Source organism: Paraburkholderia sp. SSBN10T (genome assembly GCF_056619545.1).
This window is the reverse complement of the sequence record NZ_JBWQQI010000018.1, coordinates 76249-94733: the sequence shown is the minus strand read 5'-3', so window position 1 is coordinate 94733 and position 18485 is coordinate 76249. Positions and strand designations below refer to the sequence as shown.

Annotated in this window: 21 protein-coding genes; 6 read left to right on the top strand and 15 right to left on the bottom strand. The window is 63.3% G+C overall.

All coding sequences use genetic code 11. The features are described 5' to 3' along the window. Window positions 1-11: 11 nt before the first annotated feature. Window positions 12-728, bottom strand: coding sequence for an SURF1 family protein (locus AC1ECK_RS25300; protein ID WP_480323968.1), 717 nt, complete (start codon window positions 726-728; stop codon window positions 12-14). 87 nt (window positions 729-815) lie between these two features. On the opposite strand from AC1ECK_RS25300, the gene AC1ECK_RS25295 reads away from it, so the two are divergent. Further along, a complete protein-coding gene (locus tag AC1ECK_RS25295) occupies window positions 816-1025 on the top strand; it encodes a twin transmembrane helix small protein (RefSeq protein ID WP_090684914.1) in 210 nt (69 codons plus the stop codon). A gap of 264 nt (window positions 1026-1289) precedes the next feature. Here AC1ECK_RS25295 and AC1ECK_RS25290 read toward each other — a convergent pair whose 3' ends face one another. From AC1ECK_RS25290 to AC1ECK_RS25255, 8 genes are all read right to left on the bottom strand, one after another. Beyond that, on the bottom strand, window positions 1290-2147 hold the full coding sequence (locus AC1ECK_RS25290; RefSeq protein WP_480323965.1) for a cytochrome c oxidase subunit 3: 858 nt from the start codon (window positions 2145-2147) through the stop codon (window positions 1290-1292). A gap of 140 nt (window positions 2148-2287) precedes the next feature. Then, window positions 2288-2512, bottom strand: coding sequence for a DUF2970 domain-containing protein (locus AC1ECK_RS25285; RefSeq protein WP_480323963.1), 225 nt, complete (start codon window positions 2510-2512; stop codon window positions 2288-2290). A gap of 34 nt (window positions 2513-2546) precedes the next feature. Beyond that, a complete protein-coding gene (locus tag AC1ECK_RS25280) occupies window positions 2547-3167 on the bottom strand; it encodes a cytochrome c oxidase assembly protein (RefSeq protein WP_480323961.1) in 621 nt (206 codons plus the stop codon). Window positions 3168-3239: 72 nt separating this feature from the next. Further along, complete coding sequence (locus AC1ECK_RS25275; protein WP_480323960.1) at window positions 3240-3374, bottom strand: cytochrome oxidase small assembly protein; 135 nt, start codon at window positions 3372-3374, stop codon at window positions 3240-3242. 126 nt (window positions 3375-3500) lie between these two features. Then, on the bottom strand, window positions 3501-5114 hold the full coding sequence (ctaD, locus tag AC1ECK_RS25270; RefSeq protein ID WP_480323958.1) for a cytochrome c oxidase subunit I: 1614 nt from the start codon (window positions 5112-5114) through the stop codon (window positions 3501-3503). Between the two features lie 44 nt (window positions 5115-5158). Beyond that, window positions 5159-6778, bottom strand: a complete 1620-nt coding sequence (coxB, locus tag AC1ECK_RS25265) for a cytochrome c oxidase subunit II (RefSeq protein ID WP_480323956.1) — start codon at window positions 6776-6778, stop codon at window positions 5159-5161. A gap of 65 nt (window positions 6779-6843) precedes the next feature. Further along, the gene (locus tag AC1ECK_RS25260) at window positions 6844-7317 is read right to left on the bottom strand and encodes a DUF2244 domain-containing protein (protein WP_480323954.1); all 474 of its coding nucleotides are present in this window, start codon (window positions 7315-7317) and stop codon (window positions 6844-6846) included. Window positions 7318-7598: 281 nt separating this feature from the next. Next, on the bottom strand, window positions 7599-8582 hold the full coding sequence (locus AC1ECK_RS25255; protein WP_480323952.1) for a methyltransferase domain-containing protein: 984 nt from the start codon (window positions 8580-8582) through the stop codon (window positions 7599-7601). 85 nt (window positions 8583-8667) lie between these two features. Here AC1ECK_RS25255 and AC1ECK_RS25250 point away from each other — a divergent pair, with 85 nt between their 5' ends. After that, complete coding sequence (locus AC1ECK_RS25250) at window positions 8668-9450, top strand: phosphoribosyltransferase family protein (RefSeq protein WP_480323950.1); 783 nt, start codon at window positions 8668-8670, stop codon at window positions 9448-9450. Window positions 9451-9468: 18 nt separating this feature from the next. Next, window positions 9469-9939, top strand: coding sequence for a tRNA (uridine(34)/cytosine(34)/5-carboxymethylaminomethyluridine(34)-2'-O)-methyltransferase TrmL (gene trmL, locus AC1ECK_RS25245; protein WP_480323948.1), 471 nt, complete (start codon window positions 9469-9471; stop codon window positions 9937-9939). Here the strand turns inward: trmL and AC1ECK_RS25240 are convergent. The 5 genes from AC1ECK_RS25240 to AC1ECK_RS25220 form a co-directional block, all read right to left on the bottom strand. After that, window positions 9912-10481, bottom strand: coding sequence for an O-acetyl-ADP-ribose deacetylase (locus AC1ECK_RS25240; RefSeq protein WP_480323946.1), 570 nt, complete (start codon window positions 10479-10481; stop codon window positions 9912-9914). The genes trmL and AC1ECK_RS25240 overlap by 28 nt on opposite strands. A gap of 78 nt (window positions 10482-10559) precedes the next feature. Then, window positions 10560-11558, bottom strand: coding sequence for an NAD(P)H-dependent glycerol-3-phosphate dehydrogenase (locus tag AC1ECK_RS25235; protein WP_480323944.1), 999 nt, complete (start codon window positions 11556-11558; stop codon window positions 10560-10562). 21 nt (window positions 11559-11579) lie between these two features. Continuing rightward, window positions 11580-12050 (bottom strand): protein-export chaperone SecB, encoded by a 471-nt coding sequence (gene secB / locus AC1ECK_RS25230; protein ID WP_074300905.1) that lies wholly within the window; start codon window positions 12048-12050, stop codon window positions 11580-11582. A gap of 157 nt (window positions 12051-12207) precedes the next feature. After that, window positions 12208-12468: a glutaredoxin 3 gene (gene grxC / locus AC1ECK_RS25225; RefSeq protein WP_480323942.1), complete on the bottom strand. Its 261-nt coding sequence runs from the start codon at window positions 12466-12468 to the stop codon at window positions 12208-12210. Next, the gene (locus AC1ECK_RS25220) at window positions 12465-12890 is read right to left on the bottom strand and encodes a rhodanese-like domain-containing protein (RefSeq protein WP_090684900.1); all 426 of its coding nucleotides are present in this window, start codon (window positions 12888-12890) and stop codon (window positions 12465-12467) included. The genes grxC and AC1ECK_RS25220 overlap by 4 nt, the downstream gene beginning before the upstream one ends. A 138-nt stretch (window positions 12891-13028) precedes the next feature. On the opposite strand from AC1ECK_RS25220, the gene gpmA reads away from it, so the two are divergent. From gpmA to AC1ECK_RS25205, 3 genes are all read left to right on the top strand, one after another. Then, window positions 13029-13775 (top strand): 2,3-diphosphoglycerate-dependent phosphoglycerate mutase, encoded by a 747-nt coding sequence (gene gpmA / locus AC1ECK_RS25215; RefSeq protein WP_480323940.1) that lies wholly within the window; start codon window positions 13029-13031, stop codon window positions 13773-13775. Window positions 13776-14140: 365 nt separating this feature from the next. Continuing rightward, on the top strand, window positions 14141-15730 hold the full coding sequence (locus tag AC1ECK_RS25210) for a S41 family peptidase (RefSeq protein ID WP_480323938.1): 1590 nt from the start codon (window positions 14141-14143) through the stop codon (window positions 15728-15730). A 161-nt stretch (window positions 15731-15891) separates the two neighbouring features. Then, window positions 15892-16677, top strand: a complete 786-nt coding sequence (locus AC1ECK_RS25205) for a HesA/MoeB/ThiF family protein (protein ID WP_480323936.1) — start codon at window positions 15892-15894, stop codon at window positions 16675-16677. Here the strand turns inward: AC1ECK_RS25205 and ptsP are convergent. Further along, window positions 16655-18406, bottom strand: coding sequence for a phosphoenolpyruvate--protein phosphotransferase (ptsP, locus tag AC1ECK_RS25200; RefSeq protein ID WP_480323934.1), 1752 nt, complete (start codon window positions 18404-18406; stop codon window positions 16655-16657). The two genes, AC1ECK_RS25205 and ptsP, sit on opposite strands and share 23 nt — an antisense overlap. Between the last annotated feature and the right edge of the window lie 79 nt (window positions 18407-18485).

Genomic DNA, 18485 nt, shown 5'->3' with positions numbered 1-18485 from the left:
CGCCGTGTGCATCAAGCGCTCGGCACGTGCTCTTTCTTCGCGGCGCGCCGCGCGGCGTACAGGCCGAAAGCGAGCGCCGCAATGGCCATGCCCCACCATTGGAGCATGTAGCCGTAATTGCGTTCGACGTCGGTGTCCGGCGCCGGCCAGTCGCGCACGAGCTTGTCGCCGTCGTCGCTCAACTGCTGGATCACGAACGGCTGCAGCGGCAGGCCGGTCTCGGCGGCGTAGGCGCCCACGTCCAGATTCTGGCGGATCGACTGATGCGGAGCCGAACCGCCCTGCCCCAGTTCGAACGCGCGAGTGGCATCGGCACGCGCAATCCCTTCGATCTCGATCTGCCCCGGCGGCGTGACGTACGGCGCAATCACGGTGCGGTCGTTGATGTTGCGCGGCAACCAGCCGCGATTGACCAGCACGTACCCGCCTTCGGCGAGTTTAAAGGGCATCACGACGTAAAAACCCGCTTGATCGTTATACGGGCGATTGTCGAGATAGACCACCTTGTCGGCGACAAAACTGCCGCGCGCGCGCACCCGGTGAAACTCGATGTCTTTCAGCGCTATCGGCGCGCTGCCGACCGGCTCGGCCGGCGCGTTCCCGAACTGCGTGATATGGGCCTGCAGCGCCTCTTTCTGATGCGCGCGATCGCGCTGCCAGAACCCCAGCCGCACCGTTACCGCAACGACAATCAGAATCAGCAACGCAGGCAGCCAGCGGATATTCATCGCGCTTGCCCCGACGGCACACAGCGCGCGACGCACGGTGCGATAATAACCATATTGCCTTCGCGCTCCTGAATTTCAGCCGATTTCATGCACATTCTCGTTCCCATCGCCTTTGCCCTGATCATTGCCAGCATGGCCTCGGCGCTGTACTTCATGATGCACGACAAGGGTAAGACGAAACGTATGGTCTGGTCGCTGGCTACCCGTGTGGGCCTGTCGATCTCGCTGTTCCTCTTCATCCTGTTTGCGCACTGGATGGGCTGGATCCAGTCGACCGGCATCCCTTACGGCCGCTAGATCGCGGCGCGCAATTTCCGCATCAATTCCGCTTCAGTCCCGCCCCGGCAGGAAGTCCCCTCGGGGGGGGCCCGGCGCGTCAGCGGTAGGCTGGGGGCACTCATAAGCAAAACGCCGCCCTGACAGGGTCGAGGGCGGCGCTGCGTCAGTCCTGCATACTACTCGTTGGCTTCGCGACCTGCAGCGAAACCGGCAATTCAAAGCGCTGCGCGTAACCCGTCACAAAAACCGCAGGAACAGATACTGCGCGCAGACCCGCAAGCCTTACAGCCAGTACACAACAACGTACAGCCCGAGCCACACCACGTCCACAAAGTGCCAGTACCAGGCCGCCCCCTCAAACGCGAAGTGGTGTTCCGGTGTGAAGTGGCCGCGAATCAGGCGCACCAGCACCACGGTCAGCATCGTGCCGCCGAGGAACACGTGGAACCCGTGGAAACCGGTCAGCAGGAAGAAGGTCGAGCCGTACACGCCCGAAGCCAGCGTCAGGTTCAGCTCGTTATAGGCGTGGTAATACTCGAAGCCTTGCAGGAACAGGAAGCACAGGCCCAGCAAGACGGTGGCGGCCAGCCATGCAATCGTCTTGTTGCGATGGTCCTCGCGCAGCGCATGGTGAGCGACCGTCAGCGTCGCGCCCGAGGACAGCAGCAGCGCCGTATTGATGGTCGGGACCGGCCACGGCTGCATCGACTTGAAGTGCGATACCAGCGTTGCCGGACCGGTGTTCGGCCACACCGCGGTGAAATCCGGCCAGATCAGCTTGTAATCGAGGCTGCCCAACTGGTGCATGGCGATTTCGCGGGCATAGAACAGCGCACCGAAAAACGCGCCGAAGAACATGACTTCGGAGAAGATGAACCAGCTCATGCTCCAGCGGTACGACTTGTCGACCTTCTTGCCGTACATGCCGCCTTCCGATTCGGAGATTGCATCGCCGAACCAGTGCCACAACGTGAAGAGCAGCCACAGCAAGCCAGCGAGCACCGTGATGGGCGCCCAGCTTTCGCCGTTGATCCAGGCCGCAAGCGATGACAGCATGACCAGCAGCCCGATGGCCGCGCTGATCGGATGCCGCGACGGATGCGGTACGAAATAGTACGGGCTCTCGTTTTGACCGCTCATTCTTGATTCTCCACTTCAGTCCAGTTGTTCCGCTTGACCCGGTTTAGTCCGGCTGTCTCTTCGGCGGCGCGTCGATACCGCACCACTTCACTCTAATCTCGGGCCGCGCCTTTGGCCCCATGCTGCCCAGCGCTGCCGCCTTAGCCCACCACCGCATGCACGACCAGAATCAGCAGGCCGATAAAGATGGCCGCACCGACCAACGCCGCCACCAGCACGTGCAGCGGGTTGAGCTGGGTGGCGTCCGATTCCAGGTCGCGCCGCTTGCGCACGCCGAAAAACGCCCAGAACACGGCTTTCATCGACTGGCCGAAGCTGCTCTTTCGACCGCTACGCCCCTCGTCGCTACCATCGTTGTGGCTCATTACCTTCTTCTTCCTTCGCCTCGCGCATGACGCGTCAGGCATCGGGCGCCGCAGCCTTGACCGGCCCCGCAGCCTTGGCCGGCCCCGCTGTCCCGCTCGTCACCGGGGCGGGCGTATTGAGTTCGAAGAACGTGTACGACAAGGTGATCGTCTTCACATCCTTCGGTAATTTCGGGTCGACGACGAACACCACCGGCAACCGCTTGACCTCGTTCGCAGCCAGCGTCTGCTGCGTAAAACAAAAGCATTCGATCTTCTTGAAGTACTCGGTGGCCTGTTTCGGCGCGTAGCTCGGAATAGCTTGCGCGTGAATCGTGCGCGCCTGTTCGTTGCTCACCGTGTACATCACCGTCATGACTTCGCCGGGATGCACGTCGAGGCTGTGCTGCTCCGGCTTGAAACCCAGCGGGCCGCGCGCGTTCGCATCGAATTCGACCGAAATCGTGCGGCTCATGTCGACCTGCGTATTCTTCGCTTCCCGTACCGTCGCGTCGCGCTGCACGAGATTGTTGATACCGGTAATCTGGCAGATCGCGCGATACATCGGCACCAGCGCAAACCCGAAACCGAACATCAGGAACGCGACCACGACCAGCTTGATCAGCATCGACCGGTTAAACGAGCGGTCGGTCTCCGCCGGCGGTTGCATCGACATCGAACTTCCTCAACAAGCCATCGAAGCAGCCCGGTAATCCAGCTCGGGCAAATCCCTGTCGCACAGTCACGCTCAGGAGAAAAAGCTCCGTTTGACAAAGATACCCACGAAAAAAGCGGCGGCGATGGCCAGCATGATCAGACCGAGCCGCAGGTTGCCCGCGCGGATTTCCTCGGGCGTACGTCGTTGTTGTGGATTCCGGGTCATGCTGGAGCTTCTCGAACCTTCACTGATAAGAACCGCCGCCACGCTACGACTCTGCGGCTTTGCCGCATCCGGCCCGGCTTGCGCCAGGACCGGGCCAGCACCTGCAATGCCGCTTCGAACGATCGCTTACTCGACCGTCGGCGGGTTTTCGAACGTATGGAACGGAGCCGGGCTCGGCACGGTCCATTCGAGGCCCGTCGCACCGTCCCACGGCTTGTCGCCGGCCTTTTCGAGCTCGCCGCCGCCGCGGTAAGCCGGCAGCGCCACTGCAAACAGAAAGTACACCTGGGCGAGGCCGAAGCCGAACGCGCCGATCGTGATGACCTGGTTCCAGTCGGTGAACTGCGCCGGGTAGTCGGCGTAACGACGCGGCATGCCTGCGAGACCCACGAAGTGCATCGGCAGGAAGGCGAGGTTAAAGAAGATCATCGAGGCCCAGAAGTGGATCTTGCCGCGCGTCTCGTTGTACATCCAGCCGGTCCATTTCGGCGACCAGTAGTACCAGCCGGAGAACAGGCCGAACAGCGAACCGGCCACCAGCACGTAGTGGAAGTGCGCCACCACGAAGTAGGTCCCGTGATACTGGATGTCGAGCGGCGCCATGGCGAGCATCAGGCCCGTCAGACCGCCGAAGGTGAACACGAACAGGAAGCCCACCGCAAACAGCATCGGGGTTTCGAACGTCAGCGAACCGCGCCACATCGTGGCAACCCAGTTGAACACCTTCACGCCCGTCGGCACGGCGATCAGCATCGTGGCGTACATGAAGAACAACTGGCCGGTCACCGGCATGCCGGTGGCGAACATGTGGTGCGCCCAGACCATGAACGACAGGATGGCGATCGACGACGTCGCATACACCATCGAGCTATAGCCGAACAGCGGCTTGCGCGCGAAGGCCGGGATCACCTGCGAGACGATCCCGAACGCCGGCAAGATCATGATGTATACCTCGGGATGCCCGAAGAACCAGAAGATATGCTGGTACATCACCGGATCGCCGCCGCCTGCCGCGTTGAAGAACGACGTGCCGAAGTGGCGGTCGAACAGCAGCATCGTGATCGCACCGGCCAGAACCGGCATCACGGCGATCAGCAGGTAAGCGGTGATGAGCCACGTCCAGACGAACATCGGCATCTTCATCAGCGTCAGGCCCGGCGCGCGCATGTTCAGGATCGTCACGACGATGTTGATGCCGCCCATGATCGACGAGGCGCCCATCAGGTGGACCGCGAAAATCGCGAAATCCATGCCCGGGCCCATCTGCGTGGAGAGCGGCGCATACAGCGTCCAGCCGGCCGCCGTGGCGCCACCGGGCGAGAAGAACGAACCGACCAGCAGGACCGCCGCGACCGGCAGCAGCCAGAAGCTGAAGTTGTTCATCCGCGCGAACGCCATGTCCGAGGCGCCGATCTGCAGTGGCACCATCCAGTTCGCAAAACCGACGAAGGCCGGCATGATCGCGCCGAACACCATGATCAGCCCGTGCATGGTGGTCAACTGGTTGAAGAACTCAGGGCGCATGATCTGCAGGCCTGGTTCGAACAGCTCGGCACGGATCATCAGCGCCATCACGCCCCCGGAGAGGAACATGGTGAACGAGAAGATCAGGTACAGCGTACCGATATCCTTGTGGTTGGTGGCGTACAGCCAGCGGCGCCAGCCATGCGGCGTGCCGTGAGCATGGTCGCCGTGTACGTGCTCGTGGCCCGCAACTACATCGTGTCCAACGCTAGACATGACTATCTCCTAAAGCGAATACTGCGATGCTGACCATCAACACGTCAGGCTGCCGGGCTGATCTGAACACGGCGTGCTTCTTTGGCGTCGCTGCCGCCCGTGACCGTTTCCGGCTTCTTTAAAATAATATGGTCTTCGGCAATACCGGCGGCCTTCAGCGCGTCGCGCACGGCTTCCGCGCGGCTCTTCGCGAGCTTCGCGTTGACCTCGGCCGAACCGGTTGCATCCGTAAAGCCCGACACTGCGAACTTCGCGTCCGGATGCGCCTTGGCGTAGTCGGCGGCCGCGGCGACCGCGGCCTTCGCGTCGTCCGGCAGCGTGCTCTTGCCGGTCTCGAAGTAGACGTTGGCCGGCAACGCTGCTGCGCTGTCCGAGGAAGCGGCAGCCGCCGGCGCCGCAGCGCTTGCGGCACCTGCGTCGCTGGCTGCGGCTGCGCCGCTCGCGCCTGCGGCGGCGTCAGCCAGGTGGTCGCCGCCTTCCGGCAGCTTGCCGTTGCGGGCGTCAGCCACCTGCTTCGGCTGGAGAATGTCACCCGTGTGGTTGCCCCACGAGTTGCGCTCGAACGTGATCACCGAAGCGATTTCGACGTCGTTCAGCGTAGGCGCCCACGACGGCATTGCATTCTTGCCCTTCAGCACGAGGCTCACGTGTTGAGCGATCGGGCCGTTGGCGATCTTGCTGCCGTCGAGCGCCGGGAACGCGCCCGCGCCCTTGCCGGTCGGCTGGTGGCAGACCGCGCAGTTCGATGCGTAGACCTTGCCGCCGCGTTCCATCAGCTCGGCCATCGTGTAGGTCTTGTTGGGGTCGTCAGCGCCGGCGGCCATTTTCTTCTTCTGCTCGTCGACCCACTTTGCGTAATCGTCAGCCGACAGAACCTCGACCACGACCGGCATGAACGCGTGCTCCTTGCCGCACAGTTCGGTACAGAAGCCGCGGAACGTGCCCGTCCTGTCAGCCTTGAACCAGGTGTCGCGCACGAAGCCCGGAATCGCATCCTGTTTCACGCCGAAAGCCGGCACGTACCAGGAGTGGACCACGTCGTTGGCGGTGGTGATGATGCGGATTTTCTTGTCGACCGGCACCACGAGCGGGTTGTCGACTTCCTGCAGATAGGTGTCGCTCTTCGGCATCGTACCGTCGACCTCGGCACGCGGCGTGCTGAGCGTGGACAGGAAGCTGATGCCCTCGCCCGGACCCTTCACGTAGTCGTAACCCCACTTCCACTGATAACCGGTGACCTTGATGGTCAGATCGGAGTTGGTGGTGTCCTTCATCGCCACGACCGTCTTGGTGGCGGGCAGCGCCATCAGCACGACGATGACGAACGGGACAATCGTCCAGATGATTTCGACGGTGGTGCTTTCGTGGAAATGGGCGGCCTTGTGGCCTTTCGACTTGCGGTGAGCAAAGACCGAATAGAACATCACGCCGAACACACCCACGAAGATCACGGTACAGAGGATCAACATGAACGTGTGGAGGTGATAGAGCTCCTCAGCGATAGCGGTTGCAGACGGCTGGAGGTTGATCTCGTTGACGGCGGGGCCACCCGGACTGTCGCCCACTGCCAGCGCGGCACCTGCAAAGAGCAGCCCGGTAAGCGCCAGCCCGCCCATGAGGGCTCGCTTGATTGTTTTCATAGATTCCTTACCCAAATTTTCCATTCAAACCCTCGACCCCGCTGGAAGGCTGCCTCGCGCTCCCCTGAACGGCGCGAGCCTCGGTGCGTCTAGCAACGCCTGAGCCACATGCGCAATTCGCCTGCAAATTGCGCGCGCCGATACTGCGCAAGGTGTTGCCCGATCATGATCGTCTGGCCACGCGAGACCAGTTTGATGTGGTCACGCGGCGTTGCGCCCGGCTCGATCCGCACCCAGCGCGGATTGAATTCGAACAGCGTGACTTGCTCCGCGCTCACCCGCTCGATGACGAGCCGGTTCGGAAACAGCCTGATGCGTTCGTAATCCACAGCATGACGCGCGTAAATTGCAAAAGCGATACCGACCGCTACCAACTCGATGCCGGTGAACGGCAGCACCAGCCAGGCGCCGATCAGATCCAGCATGAAAGCAATGAGCAGCGAAACCGCTGCAAGCGACACATAGAACCATACGAACTGCTTCGGCGACACCGAGCAGTTGCGTTTCATCGTCCAGTCCTTCAGGACCGGTTCCGACTCCGCCAGCAGATCAGATGACGCCATCGCTGTCTCCTGCGAGTTGCCTCTTAATCCTGCCTGTTACCGCTGCCTGGTGCCGCTTCGCGCCGCCTTTTGCTGCTGCCCGGCGCCTCGGGCCTGCCGCCCCGAAGGTGGGAGCTTCGAGCGACAAACTGACGCATTATAGGCGCGTTCAATGGCATCCACAAGCAACGCCCTATCGGCTTGCAAGCCAAGCCCGACAAGCCTCTGCGCCGTTTTGACGCATCTTGAGAAGCACTTTTACCCCGCTAATTTCAGACATAACAGATGCCCTCTTTACCGCTTCAACGATTCTTTGACGGACCTCGTCCAATGTCCTCCAGACGCACGATTCCATGACCTTCGGCGGTCATGCGCGGCACCGCTTTCCAGGCATGTCCGTAGATCACCTCGAAGGTCAGGGCGAGCGTTCCGTCGTCCCGCCGGCGTGCCTCCAGCGCGGCCAGCAACGCCTTGTAGAGACGCCGCGAGACCGGCCCCGCAGCGCCGCCCACGGGCAGACCAGCCTCGCGCTCGAACGGGTAAGCCCCCCAGCGGCGCACGTCGGCAAGCAGCGATTGCGGCGACTGATAGGTGATAGTGAGCGTCTCCTGGTCCATCACCGGAATCTCGAAGCCGCTCTCAACCAGCATATCGCCCAAGTCGTGCATGTCCACGAAATCGATCACGTGCTTGCGCGACGGCACGCCGTGCGCCGCCTCTACTTCAGCGTAGGCGCCACGCAATTCCTTGAGCGTATCGGGGCCGAGCGTGCTGAACATCAGGAGGCCGCCCACCTTCAGCACGCGCTGCCATTCGGGAAACACGAGATCGGGCCGCGAGTGCCAGTGCAAGGCGAGGTTTGACCAGATGAATTCGAAGGCGCCCGGCGCAAAAGGCAGGGCCGAGAAGTCGGCCTGGGCGAAGCGCGGACCGCGCGCGCCGAGCGCCTTGCCAATCGAGGCGGGCAGGAAACGCCGCCAGCTAGTCTCGCCGGCGTCGTGGCGCAGCGCCCGGGTGAGCATGACGTGCGAGAGGTCGGTGCCGAACACCGGCGCCTCGGGAAAACGCTCGCGCAGTCCGGGCAGGTCGTCGCCCGCGCCGCAGCCCGCGTCGAGCACGGCGGCCGGACTGACCTTGATATAGGCGAGGCGCTCGCCCATGCGCTGCGCAATCTCGCGCGGCAGGAACGCTACATCGTCGAAGGTCGCCGCGCGGCGGTCGAAAATCCGCTGCAGGCGCCGGGAATCATAGGCCGGACGGCCAGATTTAGCGGCAGATGGGGGCATGGGAGTCACACGGACGAAGAGCACGAAGTATACTCGCTCGCTCCCCTCCATTCAGCGCAGGAGGCCTTTCGCGGGCGGCCCATCGATGCGATTTCAGGCGTCAGTTTCTTCACCTTGCGGCCGGCTTGCAGAATTTGCAACCCGGCTGGGTTCGTCATGGCCACGCCTTTTGCACGCCGCCCTGCCGAATCTTTGCGCACTATGCGGCAATTTGTCGCAGAACACGCTCTGCCGGGGCTGTGACGAGGCTTATGCGAATGAAGCACGCTTGCGTTGCGCGGTCTGCGCGGTGCCACTGTCCGCGTCGCGGCGCGGCAAGCGCACTGGTTACCGGTGCGCGGACTGTGTCGCCACGCCGCCGCCGTTCGATGCCACCCTTGCACTGGCCGACTACCGGGCGCCGCTCGACACGCTGGCAGTCGGTTTGAAGTTTCGCGCCCGGCTAAGGCTGGCCGACGAATTCGCCCACCGGCTCGCGCGCCTTGCGGACGATATGCTCGACGCATCCGAATGGCCCGATGTGATGGCGCCAGTGCCGCTCGCGGCGAAGCGGCTTGTCGAACGCGGCTATAACCAGGCGTGGCAGATTGCCGGGCCGCTAGCCCGCGCGCTCCATATAAGGAGCGACGCCACGCTGCTCGCGCGCGTGATCGACACCGCGCCGCAGTCGCGCCTCGACCTGGACGCGCGCCGGCAAAACGTCGGCCGGGCCTTCAGGATCACCGGTCAGGTGCGCGGCCTGCACGTGGCGGTAGTCGACGATGTCATGACCACCGGCGCCACGCTCGAAGCCCTCGCGCGCACGCTAAAGGCCGCGGGCGCGCGGCGCGTCACCAACTTCGTCGCACTGCGCACGCCGAAAAACTAGTCTCCATTGGCTCACATCATGTTTAACGTCGTACTCGTCGAACCCGAAATCCCGCCGAACACCGGCAATGTCATCCGCCTATGCGCCAATACCGGCGCGCGCCTGCATCTGATCGAACCGCTCGGCTTCCCGCTCGACGACGCCAAGATGAAGCGCGCAGGCCTCGACTATCACGAGTACGCCCAGATGCACGTGCATGCCGACTGGGCCGCGTTCCTGGCCAGGGAAACACCGGACCCGGCGCGCATGTTCGCGTTCACGACGCGCGGCTCCGGCGCTTTTCATGCGCATTCGTTCTTGCCCGGTGACTGGTTCGTGTTCGGCGCAGAGACGCGCGGGCTGCCGGATGGCGTGCTCGAACAGTTCGCCGCCGAACAGCGGGTACGCTTGCCGATGCGTCCGGGTAACCGCAGCCTGAATCTGTCGAATACCGTTGCGGTGGTGGTGTTCGAGGCCTGGCGTCAAGCCGGCTTCGAAGGCGGCGCCTGACGGCGCGAAGCCCGCGCGGCGAAGTCAGCCAATCCAGCCTGATAACGCGCGAACATGGCCTCGTCGAAGCAGGCGAACACAACATGCTCGATGGTGGGCGCCTGCGGTAGCGTTGCGAGGACGGTGCTAATCGCAATGCCAACCGCCTGTTCCGCCGGAAAGCGGTAGATGCCGCAACTGATTGCGGGAAACGCGATGCTCTTGCAGCCCGCCTGCCCGGCGAGTTCAAGCGAGCGCCGGTAGCACGACGCCAGCAGCTCAGCCTCGCCGCGGCCTCCGCCTTGCCAGACCGGCCCCACCGCGTGAATCACGTGCTTCGCCGGCAACTGGTATCCCGCAGTGATTTTCGCGTCGCCGGTCGCGCAACCGCCGAGCGTTTCGCATTCGCGTAACAGCGCGCGCCCTGCGGCGCGATGAATCGCGCCGTCCACCCCGCCCCCGCCCAGCAGCGAGGTGTTGGCCGCGTTGACGATCGCGTCGAGCACCAGCGTCGTGATATCGACGACGCGCGCCTCGAGCGAGCAATGACCTGATGTGAGCATGGAGAACCTCGCCATCCGAAACGTCGATAAGACGTGGACAGCGAGGAGAGGGCAACGGTTCAGCGCAAAACGGAACGGCTACTCGGCTTTGGCATCCCGGCGCAGCAGCGCGTTGACTGCGTCGCGCGGAGCGACGCCATCGAACAGCACAGCGCAAACGGCCTCGGTGATCGGCATGTCGATCGAGTGAGAGCGAGCGATTGCCAGCACCGCTTGCGCGCAACGTACCCCTTCGGCCACATGACCCAGACCGCCGAGGATGTCGTCGAGCGTACGCCCGGCGGCCAGTTGCAGGCCCACCGTGCGGTTGCGCGACAGATCGCCGGTGGCGGTCAGAATCAGATCGCCAAGACCAGTGAGACCGGTAAACGTCTCAGCCCGGCCGCCGAGCGTCACGCCGAGGCGCGACATTTCGGCCAGACCGCGCGTGATCAGCGCGGCCCGCGCATTGAGGCCAAGACCCAGGCCGTCCGCGATACCCGTTGCGATTGCCAGCACATTCTTCACCGCGCCGCCCACTTCCACGCCGACGACGTCGTCGCCGGTATAGATGCGCATGGCGCCATGGTGAAACGCCGCCACGGTACGCTCGCGGCAAGCTGCCGAACCGCTCGCGATAGTCAGCGCGACCGGCAGGCCCTGCCCCACTTCACGTGCAAAACTGGGGCCGGACAACACGCCATTGCTGCCGTGACCGGACAGCTCGGCAGCCACGACCTGATGCGGCAACAACTGCGTATCCGCCTCGAAGCCTTTGCACAGCCACACCACGTGAGCCGGCACCTTGCCGGCGGCACGCATGGCCTGGAACAGCCCGCGCAAGCCGGCCACCGGCGTCGCGACGACGCAAAGCGCATCGTCGGCGAGCGCGTGGCTCAACGCCGCATCGAGATCGGCTTCGTAGCGAAGCCCAGCCGGCAAAGCAACGCCCGCCAGATAGCGGGCGTTTTCATGCGCGGCGGCGAGCTCGGCGACCAGCGCCGGCTCACGCGCCCACAGCACCGTATCGTGCCGCACAGCCAGATGGCCCGCGAGAGCGGTGCCCCATGCACCAGCGCCGAGAACGGCGACTTTCATACCCGGCACTGCGCGCAACGCTTAGTGCGTGACGCCGTTCTGCGCCGCGCCGTCTTGCGAGCCGAGCTGTGCGAGACGTTGCTCGTAAAGGGCCTGGAAGTTGATTTCGGCGAGGTGGATCGGCGGGAAGCCTGCGCGGGTAATCGCGTCGGCGATGTTCGAGCGCAGGTACGGAAACAGGATCGTCGGGCAGGCGATGCCGACCAGCGGATCGATCTGCTCAGCCGGAATGTTGCGGATATCGAAAATACCGGCTTGCTTGGCTTCGATCAGGAACGCGACCTTGTCCGACACCTTGGCGGTCACGGTGCCCGTGACGAGGATTTCGAACACCGTGTCGGCGAGGCGCTCGGCCTTCACGTCGACTTCGACTTCGACCGACGGCATTTCCTGTTCGAGGAAAATGGCCGGCGAATTCGGCTGCTCGAGCGACATGTCCTTCAGGTAGATGCGCTGGATGTTGAAGAACGGCTGGTTATTCTCGTCGGACATGATTGGAGGTTCCCTGATATGGTCATTGTGGCGCGCCATGCTGCCATGGCACGCCGGATCGATGCGATGCGCCGCGCCCACCGCGGGCGTCGGCACACCGGCTTGTTCTGGTACTGCCTTGCCTGCCCGCAGCCGCGCCCGGCAAGCTGCGGCGCGCTTAGGCGGCTTCGAGCAGCGGCATCAGGCCGCCCGCGCGATCGAGCGCGGAAAGGTCATCATAGCCGCCCACATGCGTCTCGCCGATGAACACCTGAGGAACCGTACGGCGCCCCGTGCGGCTCATCATTTCTTCACGCCGGGCCGGATCTTTGTCGATCAGCACCTTTTCGACGTTCGCAACGCCGCGCGACTTTAAAAGACGTTCGGCCATCTGGCAATACGGGCACACCTGGGTGCTGTACATGATTACCTTGTTCACTTCGCTGCTCCTTGTTTCACAACCGGCATGCCGGCTTGCTGCCAGGCGTTCAGGCCGCCTTCCAGCACATGGACTTCGGCGTAGCCCGCGTCCTGCACGACGCGCACCGCCTTGTTCGACTGCTGGCCGGTCTGGCATACCAGCAGCACCGGGTTGCTCTTGTTCTTCACGAGCTGGCCGACCTTCGCCTGCAACTCGGCAAATTCGAGATGCCGTGCCGAGGGCAGATGACCGTTGGCGAACTCCGCCGACGGACGCAAATCGATGACCACGGCGTTGCGGCGGTTGATCAGCTGGGTGGCGGCGGCAGCGGACAGCCCGCCGCGGCCCCGGCGGCTGATCGACGGCCACAGGAGCAACCCACCGGAGATGAGGACGATCGCGATCAGTACAAGGTTTGTGTAATCGGTGAAGAACTTCACGGAAAATCCGCCGAAAAAGAGAGAAATCGGAATGAGGCAATCCGACCATTATAAAATAACCGCCTGACGCGATGGCGACGGCCCATTTGGCCGCGTGCGCCGCGCTTTACCGCTTCCTTACTACTGACCGGCCATCTTATGTACAAACTCGTTCTCATCCGCCACGGCGAATCGACGTGGAACAAGGAAAACCGCTTCACCGGCTGGGTCGATGTCGACCTGACCGAGCAAGGCAATCGTGAAGCGCAGCAGGCTGGCGTGCTGCTGAAGGAATCGGGCTACACGTTCGACATCGCCTACACGTCGGTTCTGAAGCGCGCGATCCGCACCCTTTGGCACGTACAGGACCAGATGGACCTGATGTACCTGCCGGTGGTCCACTCGTGGCGTCTGAACGAGCGCCACTACGGCGCGTTGTCGGGCCTGAACAAGGCGGAAACCGCAGCCAAGTTCGGCGACGAACAGGTGCTGGTCTGGCGCCGCAGCTATGACACGCCGCCGCCCGCACTCGATCCGTCCGACGAACGCACCGCCTACAACGACCCGCGCTACGCCAAGGTGCCGCGCGAGCAACTGCCGCTCACCGAGTGCCTGAAGGATACGGTGGCGCGCGTGCTGCCGATCTGGAACGAGTCGATCGCACCGGCCATCAAGTCGAACCGCAAGGTGCTGATCGCCGCACACGGCAACTCGATCCGCGCGCTGGTGAAATACCTCGATAACATCTCGGACGACGAGATCGTCGGCTTGAACATCCCGAACGGCGTGCCGCTCGTGTATGAACTGGACGAAAACCTGAAGCCTATTACGCACTACTATCTGGGCGACCAGGAAGCCATCGCCAAGGCCCAGGCCGCGGTCGCAAAGCAAGGCAAAGCCGGCTGAGCCCCGCAACGAGGCCGCAGCGAACCCAATGGGCGGCGCGTATACGCCGCTCATTTGGGGTCCTGAGCGCCATGCTCATTCGCTGCATAAGACGCAATACAAAACTGCAGAAAACACGCTGTGCGCCCTGGTAGAAACCCGCCAGGCGCGCAGCGCAACACCACCCGCGCGCGCACCGCGAGATCCGTCTTTCCGGTTACCGCGCCTTTCTTCCATACCGCAGCGCAAATCCTCAGAACCTGGTACACCACACGCTGTCGAACTGCGATTACCATCGCTGTGCACTGCCTGAGCGGGTGTGCAGTTATACTTGTCCGTCCCCATCTCTTTGACGCTGCCACGCGCTTCCGACCGCAACAGACTCTATGCGAAAGAACCTGAAAAATATCGGCCTGATTGCCGCGGGCCTTGCTACCGGCGTTTTTGCCACGCTGCAACTTTCCGCCTCGGCCCAGCAGCCTGCCAGCAGCGCGGTCGCCCCGCTGCCGCTCGACCAGCTGCGCCTGTTTGCCGAAGTTTTCGGACAGATCAAGCACGAATATGTCGAACCGGTCGACGACAAGAAGCTCCTCACGGCCGCCATCAAGGGCATGGTCTCGAGCCTCGACCCGCACTCGTCGTATCTGGACAAGACCGATTACGAAGAACTGCAGGAACAAACCAAGGGCCGCTTCGCCGGCCTCGGTATTGAAATTTCGTCGGAAGACGGCCTGATCAAGGTGATTTCGCCGATCGAAGACACGCCCGCGTTCCGCGCCGGCATCCGTCCGGGCGACCTGATCACGCGCATCAACGACAAGCCGGTGCGCGGCATGACGCTCGACCAGGCGGTCAAGCAGATGCGCGGCGACCCGGGCACCAAGGTCACGCTGACCATCTTCCGCAAGACCGACGACCGCACCTTCCCGCTCACCGTCACGCGCGCCATCATCAAGGTGCAGAGCGTGAAGATGAAGATTGTGGCGCCGGGTTATGCGTACATCCGCATCACCAGCTTCCAGGAACGCACCACGCCGGATCTGGCTGAAAAGCTTCAGGAAATCGCGCGCCAGCAGCCGAACCTGAAGGGCCTGATCCTCGACCTGCGCAACAACGGCGGCGGTCTGCTGCAAAGCGCGGTCGGCGTAGCCGGCGCGTTCCTGCCGCCGGATTCGGTGGTGGTCTCGACCAACGGCCAGATCCCGGATTCGAAGCAGGTCTATCGCGACACCTACGACAACTATCGTCTGCCGTCGTTTGACAGCGATCCGCTGAAGGACGAAGCGCCGATCTTCAAGACCGTGCCGATGATCGTGCTGACCAATGCCTACTCGGCGTCGGCCTCGGAAATCGTCGCGGGTGCGCTGCAGGATCAGCATCGTGCGCTGATCGTCGGCAAAACGACCTTCGGCAAGGGTTCGGTGCAAACGGTGCGTCCGATGACGGCCGACACCGCACTGCGCCTGACCACGGCGTACTACTACACGCCGAGCGGCCGCTCGATCCAGAACAAGGGTATCCGTCCGGATATCGCAGTGGACCAGTATGCGGACGGCGATCCGGACGACGCACTCGTGACGCGCGAAGTGGATTATTCGAACCACCTCGCCAACACGCAGGATCCGAACGAGAAGAAGGAACAGGAACAGCGCGAACAGGAGCGCATGGACCAGTTGCGGGCGCTTGAAGAGCAGAACGACAAGAAGACGCCGGAACAGCGCCAGAAAGACCGCGACCGCAAGCCGGTCGAGTTCGGCTCGGCAGACGACTTCATGCTGCAGCAAGGCCTGAACAAGCTGGAAGGCAAGCCGGTGCAAGAGTCGAAGTCGCTCACCGAACGGCGTCTGGCGCAAAACAAGCCGGAGCAATCCGCTTCGGCGCCGGTCGCGGTCAAGCCGACCACCCCGGTGCCGGGCATGGGCGCATCGGCGAGCACGCCGGCTTCCGCTCCGGCTCCGGCCTCGCAAAGCAACTAAGTAGCAAGCTTCACCCACGGGTCTTCGCGGCATGCGCCGCGAAGACCCGTTTTCTTAAGCGCGCTTAAAATAACCAGAACGAACACTCGCGCAGCAGCGCCGCACCTGATCTTATAAACGGCCTGCCGGCCGTCACCGCGCGACTCACCCTGCGCCCCGCCATGAACGACGATCAACTTCTCCGCTACTCACGCCATATCCTTGTCGACGAACTCGGTATCGAAGCTCAGCAGCGTTTTCTCGATGCCCATGCAATCGTCGTCGGCGCGGGTGGGCTGGGCTCGCCTGCGGCAATGTATCTGGCCGCGGCCGGCGTGGGCAAGTTGACCCTCGTGGATGCCGATACGGTCGATCTCACCAACCTGCAACGCCAGATCCTGCATGTGACGGCCTCGGTTGGCCGCAGCAAGGTCGAATCCGGGCGCGATACGATCGCTCAACTCAATCCCGAGGTGGTGGTGGATGCGGTCGCGCAACGCGTCGACGATGCGTGGCTCGAAGCGGCCGTGCCGCACGCCACGGTCGTGCTCGATTGCACCGATAACTTTGCCACCCGCCACGCCATCAACCGCGTGTGCTGCGCGCATGGCGTGCCGCTCGTCTCGGGAGCCGCGCTGCGCTTCGACGGGCAGATCAGCACGTTCGATTTCCGCGACGCGGCGTCGCCCTGCTACGCGTGCGTCTTTCCGGAAGATCAGCCGTTCGAGGAAGTGGCCTGCTCGACGATGGGCGTGTTTGCACCGACTGTAGGGATCATCGGCGCGATGCAGGCAGCCGAGGCACTGCGCGTGATTGCCGGCATCGGCACGCCGCTGGTGGGCCGCCTGATGATGCTCGATTCGCTGCGGATGGAATGGAACACGATGCGCATCGCCCGCCAGCCGGATTGCCCGGTGTGCGGCGACGCGCATCGTCGTCAGGCACTCACGCCAGCGCAACCAGCTTGAGCGCGGCCTGCACCTCTTCCGGCTCGAACGAAGCCAGCACATCCGCCACCGGCTTCTCCAGCGTCTTCACGTGCGAGCGCAGGATCTCCTGCTTCACGACCAGCAACTGGCTGGGGTGCATCGAAAACTCGGTGAGACCCATGCCGAGCAACAGACGCGTCAGGGCCGGGTCGCCCGCCATTTCACCGCACACCGAGACCGGCACACCCGCGCGCTTCGCCTCGCGCAGCGTGAAAGCGATCAGATGCAGCACCGCCGGATGCAGCGGGTCGTACAGATGTGCGACCGCATTGTCCGCGCGGTCGATCGCCAGCGTGTACTGGATCAGATCGTTGGTGCCGATCGACAGGAAATCGAGCCGCTTCAGGAACAACGGCAAGGCAATCGCCGCCGCCGGAATCTCGATCATCGCGCCGACCCGCACGTTCGGATCGTAGGCAAGCCCCGCGTCGTCGAGCTGACGCTTGGCCTCCCGAATCAGGTCGAGCGTCTGGTCGATCTCCAGCGCATGCGCGAGCATCGGAATCAGGATCTTCACGGTACCGAACGCCGACGCACGCAGGATGGCGCGCAACTGCGTGAGGAACATCTGCGGCTCGGACAGGCTCCAGCGGATCGCGCGCAGCCCCAGCGCCGGGTTCGCGGCAGTCTCGTAACCGTCGCCGCCGCTCATCGAATCGAGCGGCTTGTCGGCGCCCACGTCGATCGTGCGGATCGTCACCGGCAGCCCGTTCATCAGTTCCACCGCCCGCTTGTAGGCCTCGAACTGCTCCTCTTCGGCCGGCAGCTTGTCCTTGTGATTCATGAACAGGAATTCGGTGCGGAACAGGCCGATGCCGGTTGCCCCCGCATCCACCGCCGCCTTCGCGTCGTCCGGCAGTTCGATATTCGCGCACAGCTCGATGCGCGTGCCGCACAGCGTCTGCGTAGGCGAGAACTTCAGGCGCTGCAGCTTGCGCTGTTCCAGCGCCTTCTCGCTTTGCCGGTACGAATACTCTTCGAGCACGATCGGCGCCGGGTCGACGATCACAATGCCGTGATCGCCGTCGACGATGATCAGATCGTCCTGGCGGATCAGCGCGCTCGCATGCTGCACGCCGACCGCAGCCGGAATGCCGAGGCTGCGCGCGACGATCGCCGTGTGCGAGGTGCGGCCACCCAGATCCGTGACGAAGCCCTGAAACGTCTGCGTCTTGAACTGCATCATGTCGGCCGGGGCGATGTCGTGCGCGACCACGATCATTTCGTCGCACGCGCCGTGCACGCTTTCCACCAGACTCGCGGCCGTTGCGCCGGCCAGCGCCTTCAGCACGCGTTCGACCACCTGCTGGATGTCGGCTTTGCGCTCGCGCAGATACTCGTCTTCGATGTCGTCGAAATGGCGCGAAATGCGCTCGAGTTGCTCGGTTAGCGCCCACTCGACGTTATAGCGGCGCGTGCGGATCAGATCGATGGTTTCCTGAACGAGCATCGCATCGTTCAGGATCATTGAATGAACGTTGATGAACGCACCCATCTCGCTCGGCGCGTCCGCCGCGAGATCGTTGCGCAATGCATCCAGCTCCTGATGAACGAGTTCCTGGGCCGAGCGGAAACGCTCGACCTCGCCCTCGATCTGGGCGGGTTCGACTAAGTAGTGGTCGACGTCGAGTGCCGCCGGGGCGATCAGATAGGCCCGCCCGATGGCAATACCGCGTGACACGGGAATTCCATGCAGCGTGAACGACACGCGCACCTCCTCTAGTTGTGTGATGCCGCGGCAGACCGCTGCAATGCTCTCAGACCTTGCACGTCATTATAAATTCCGC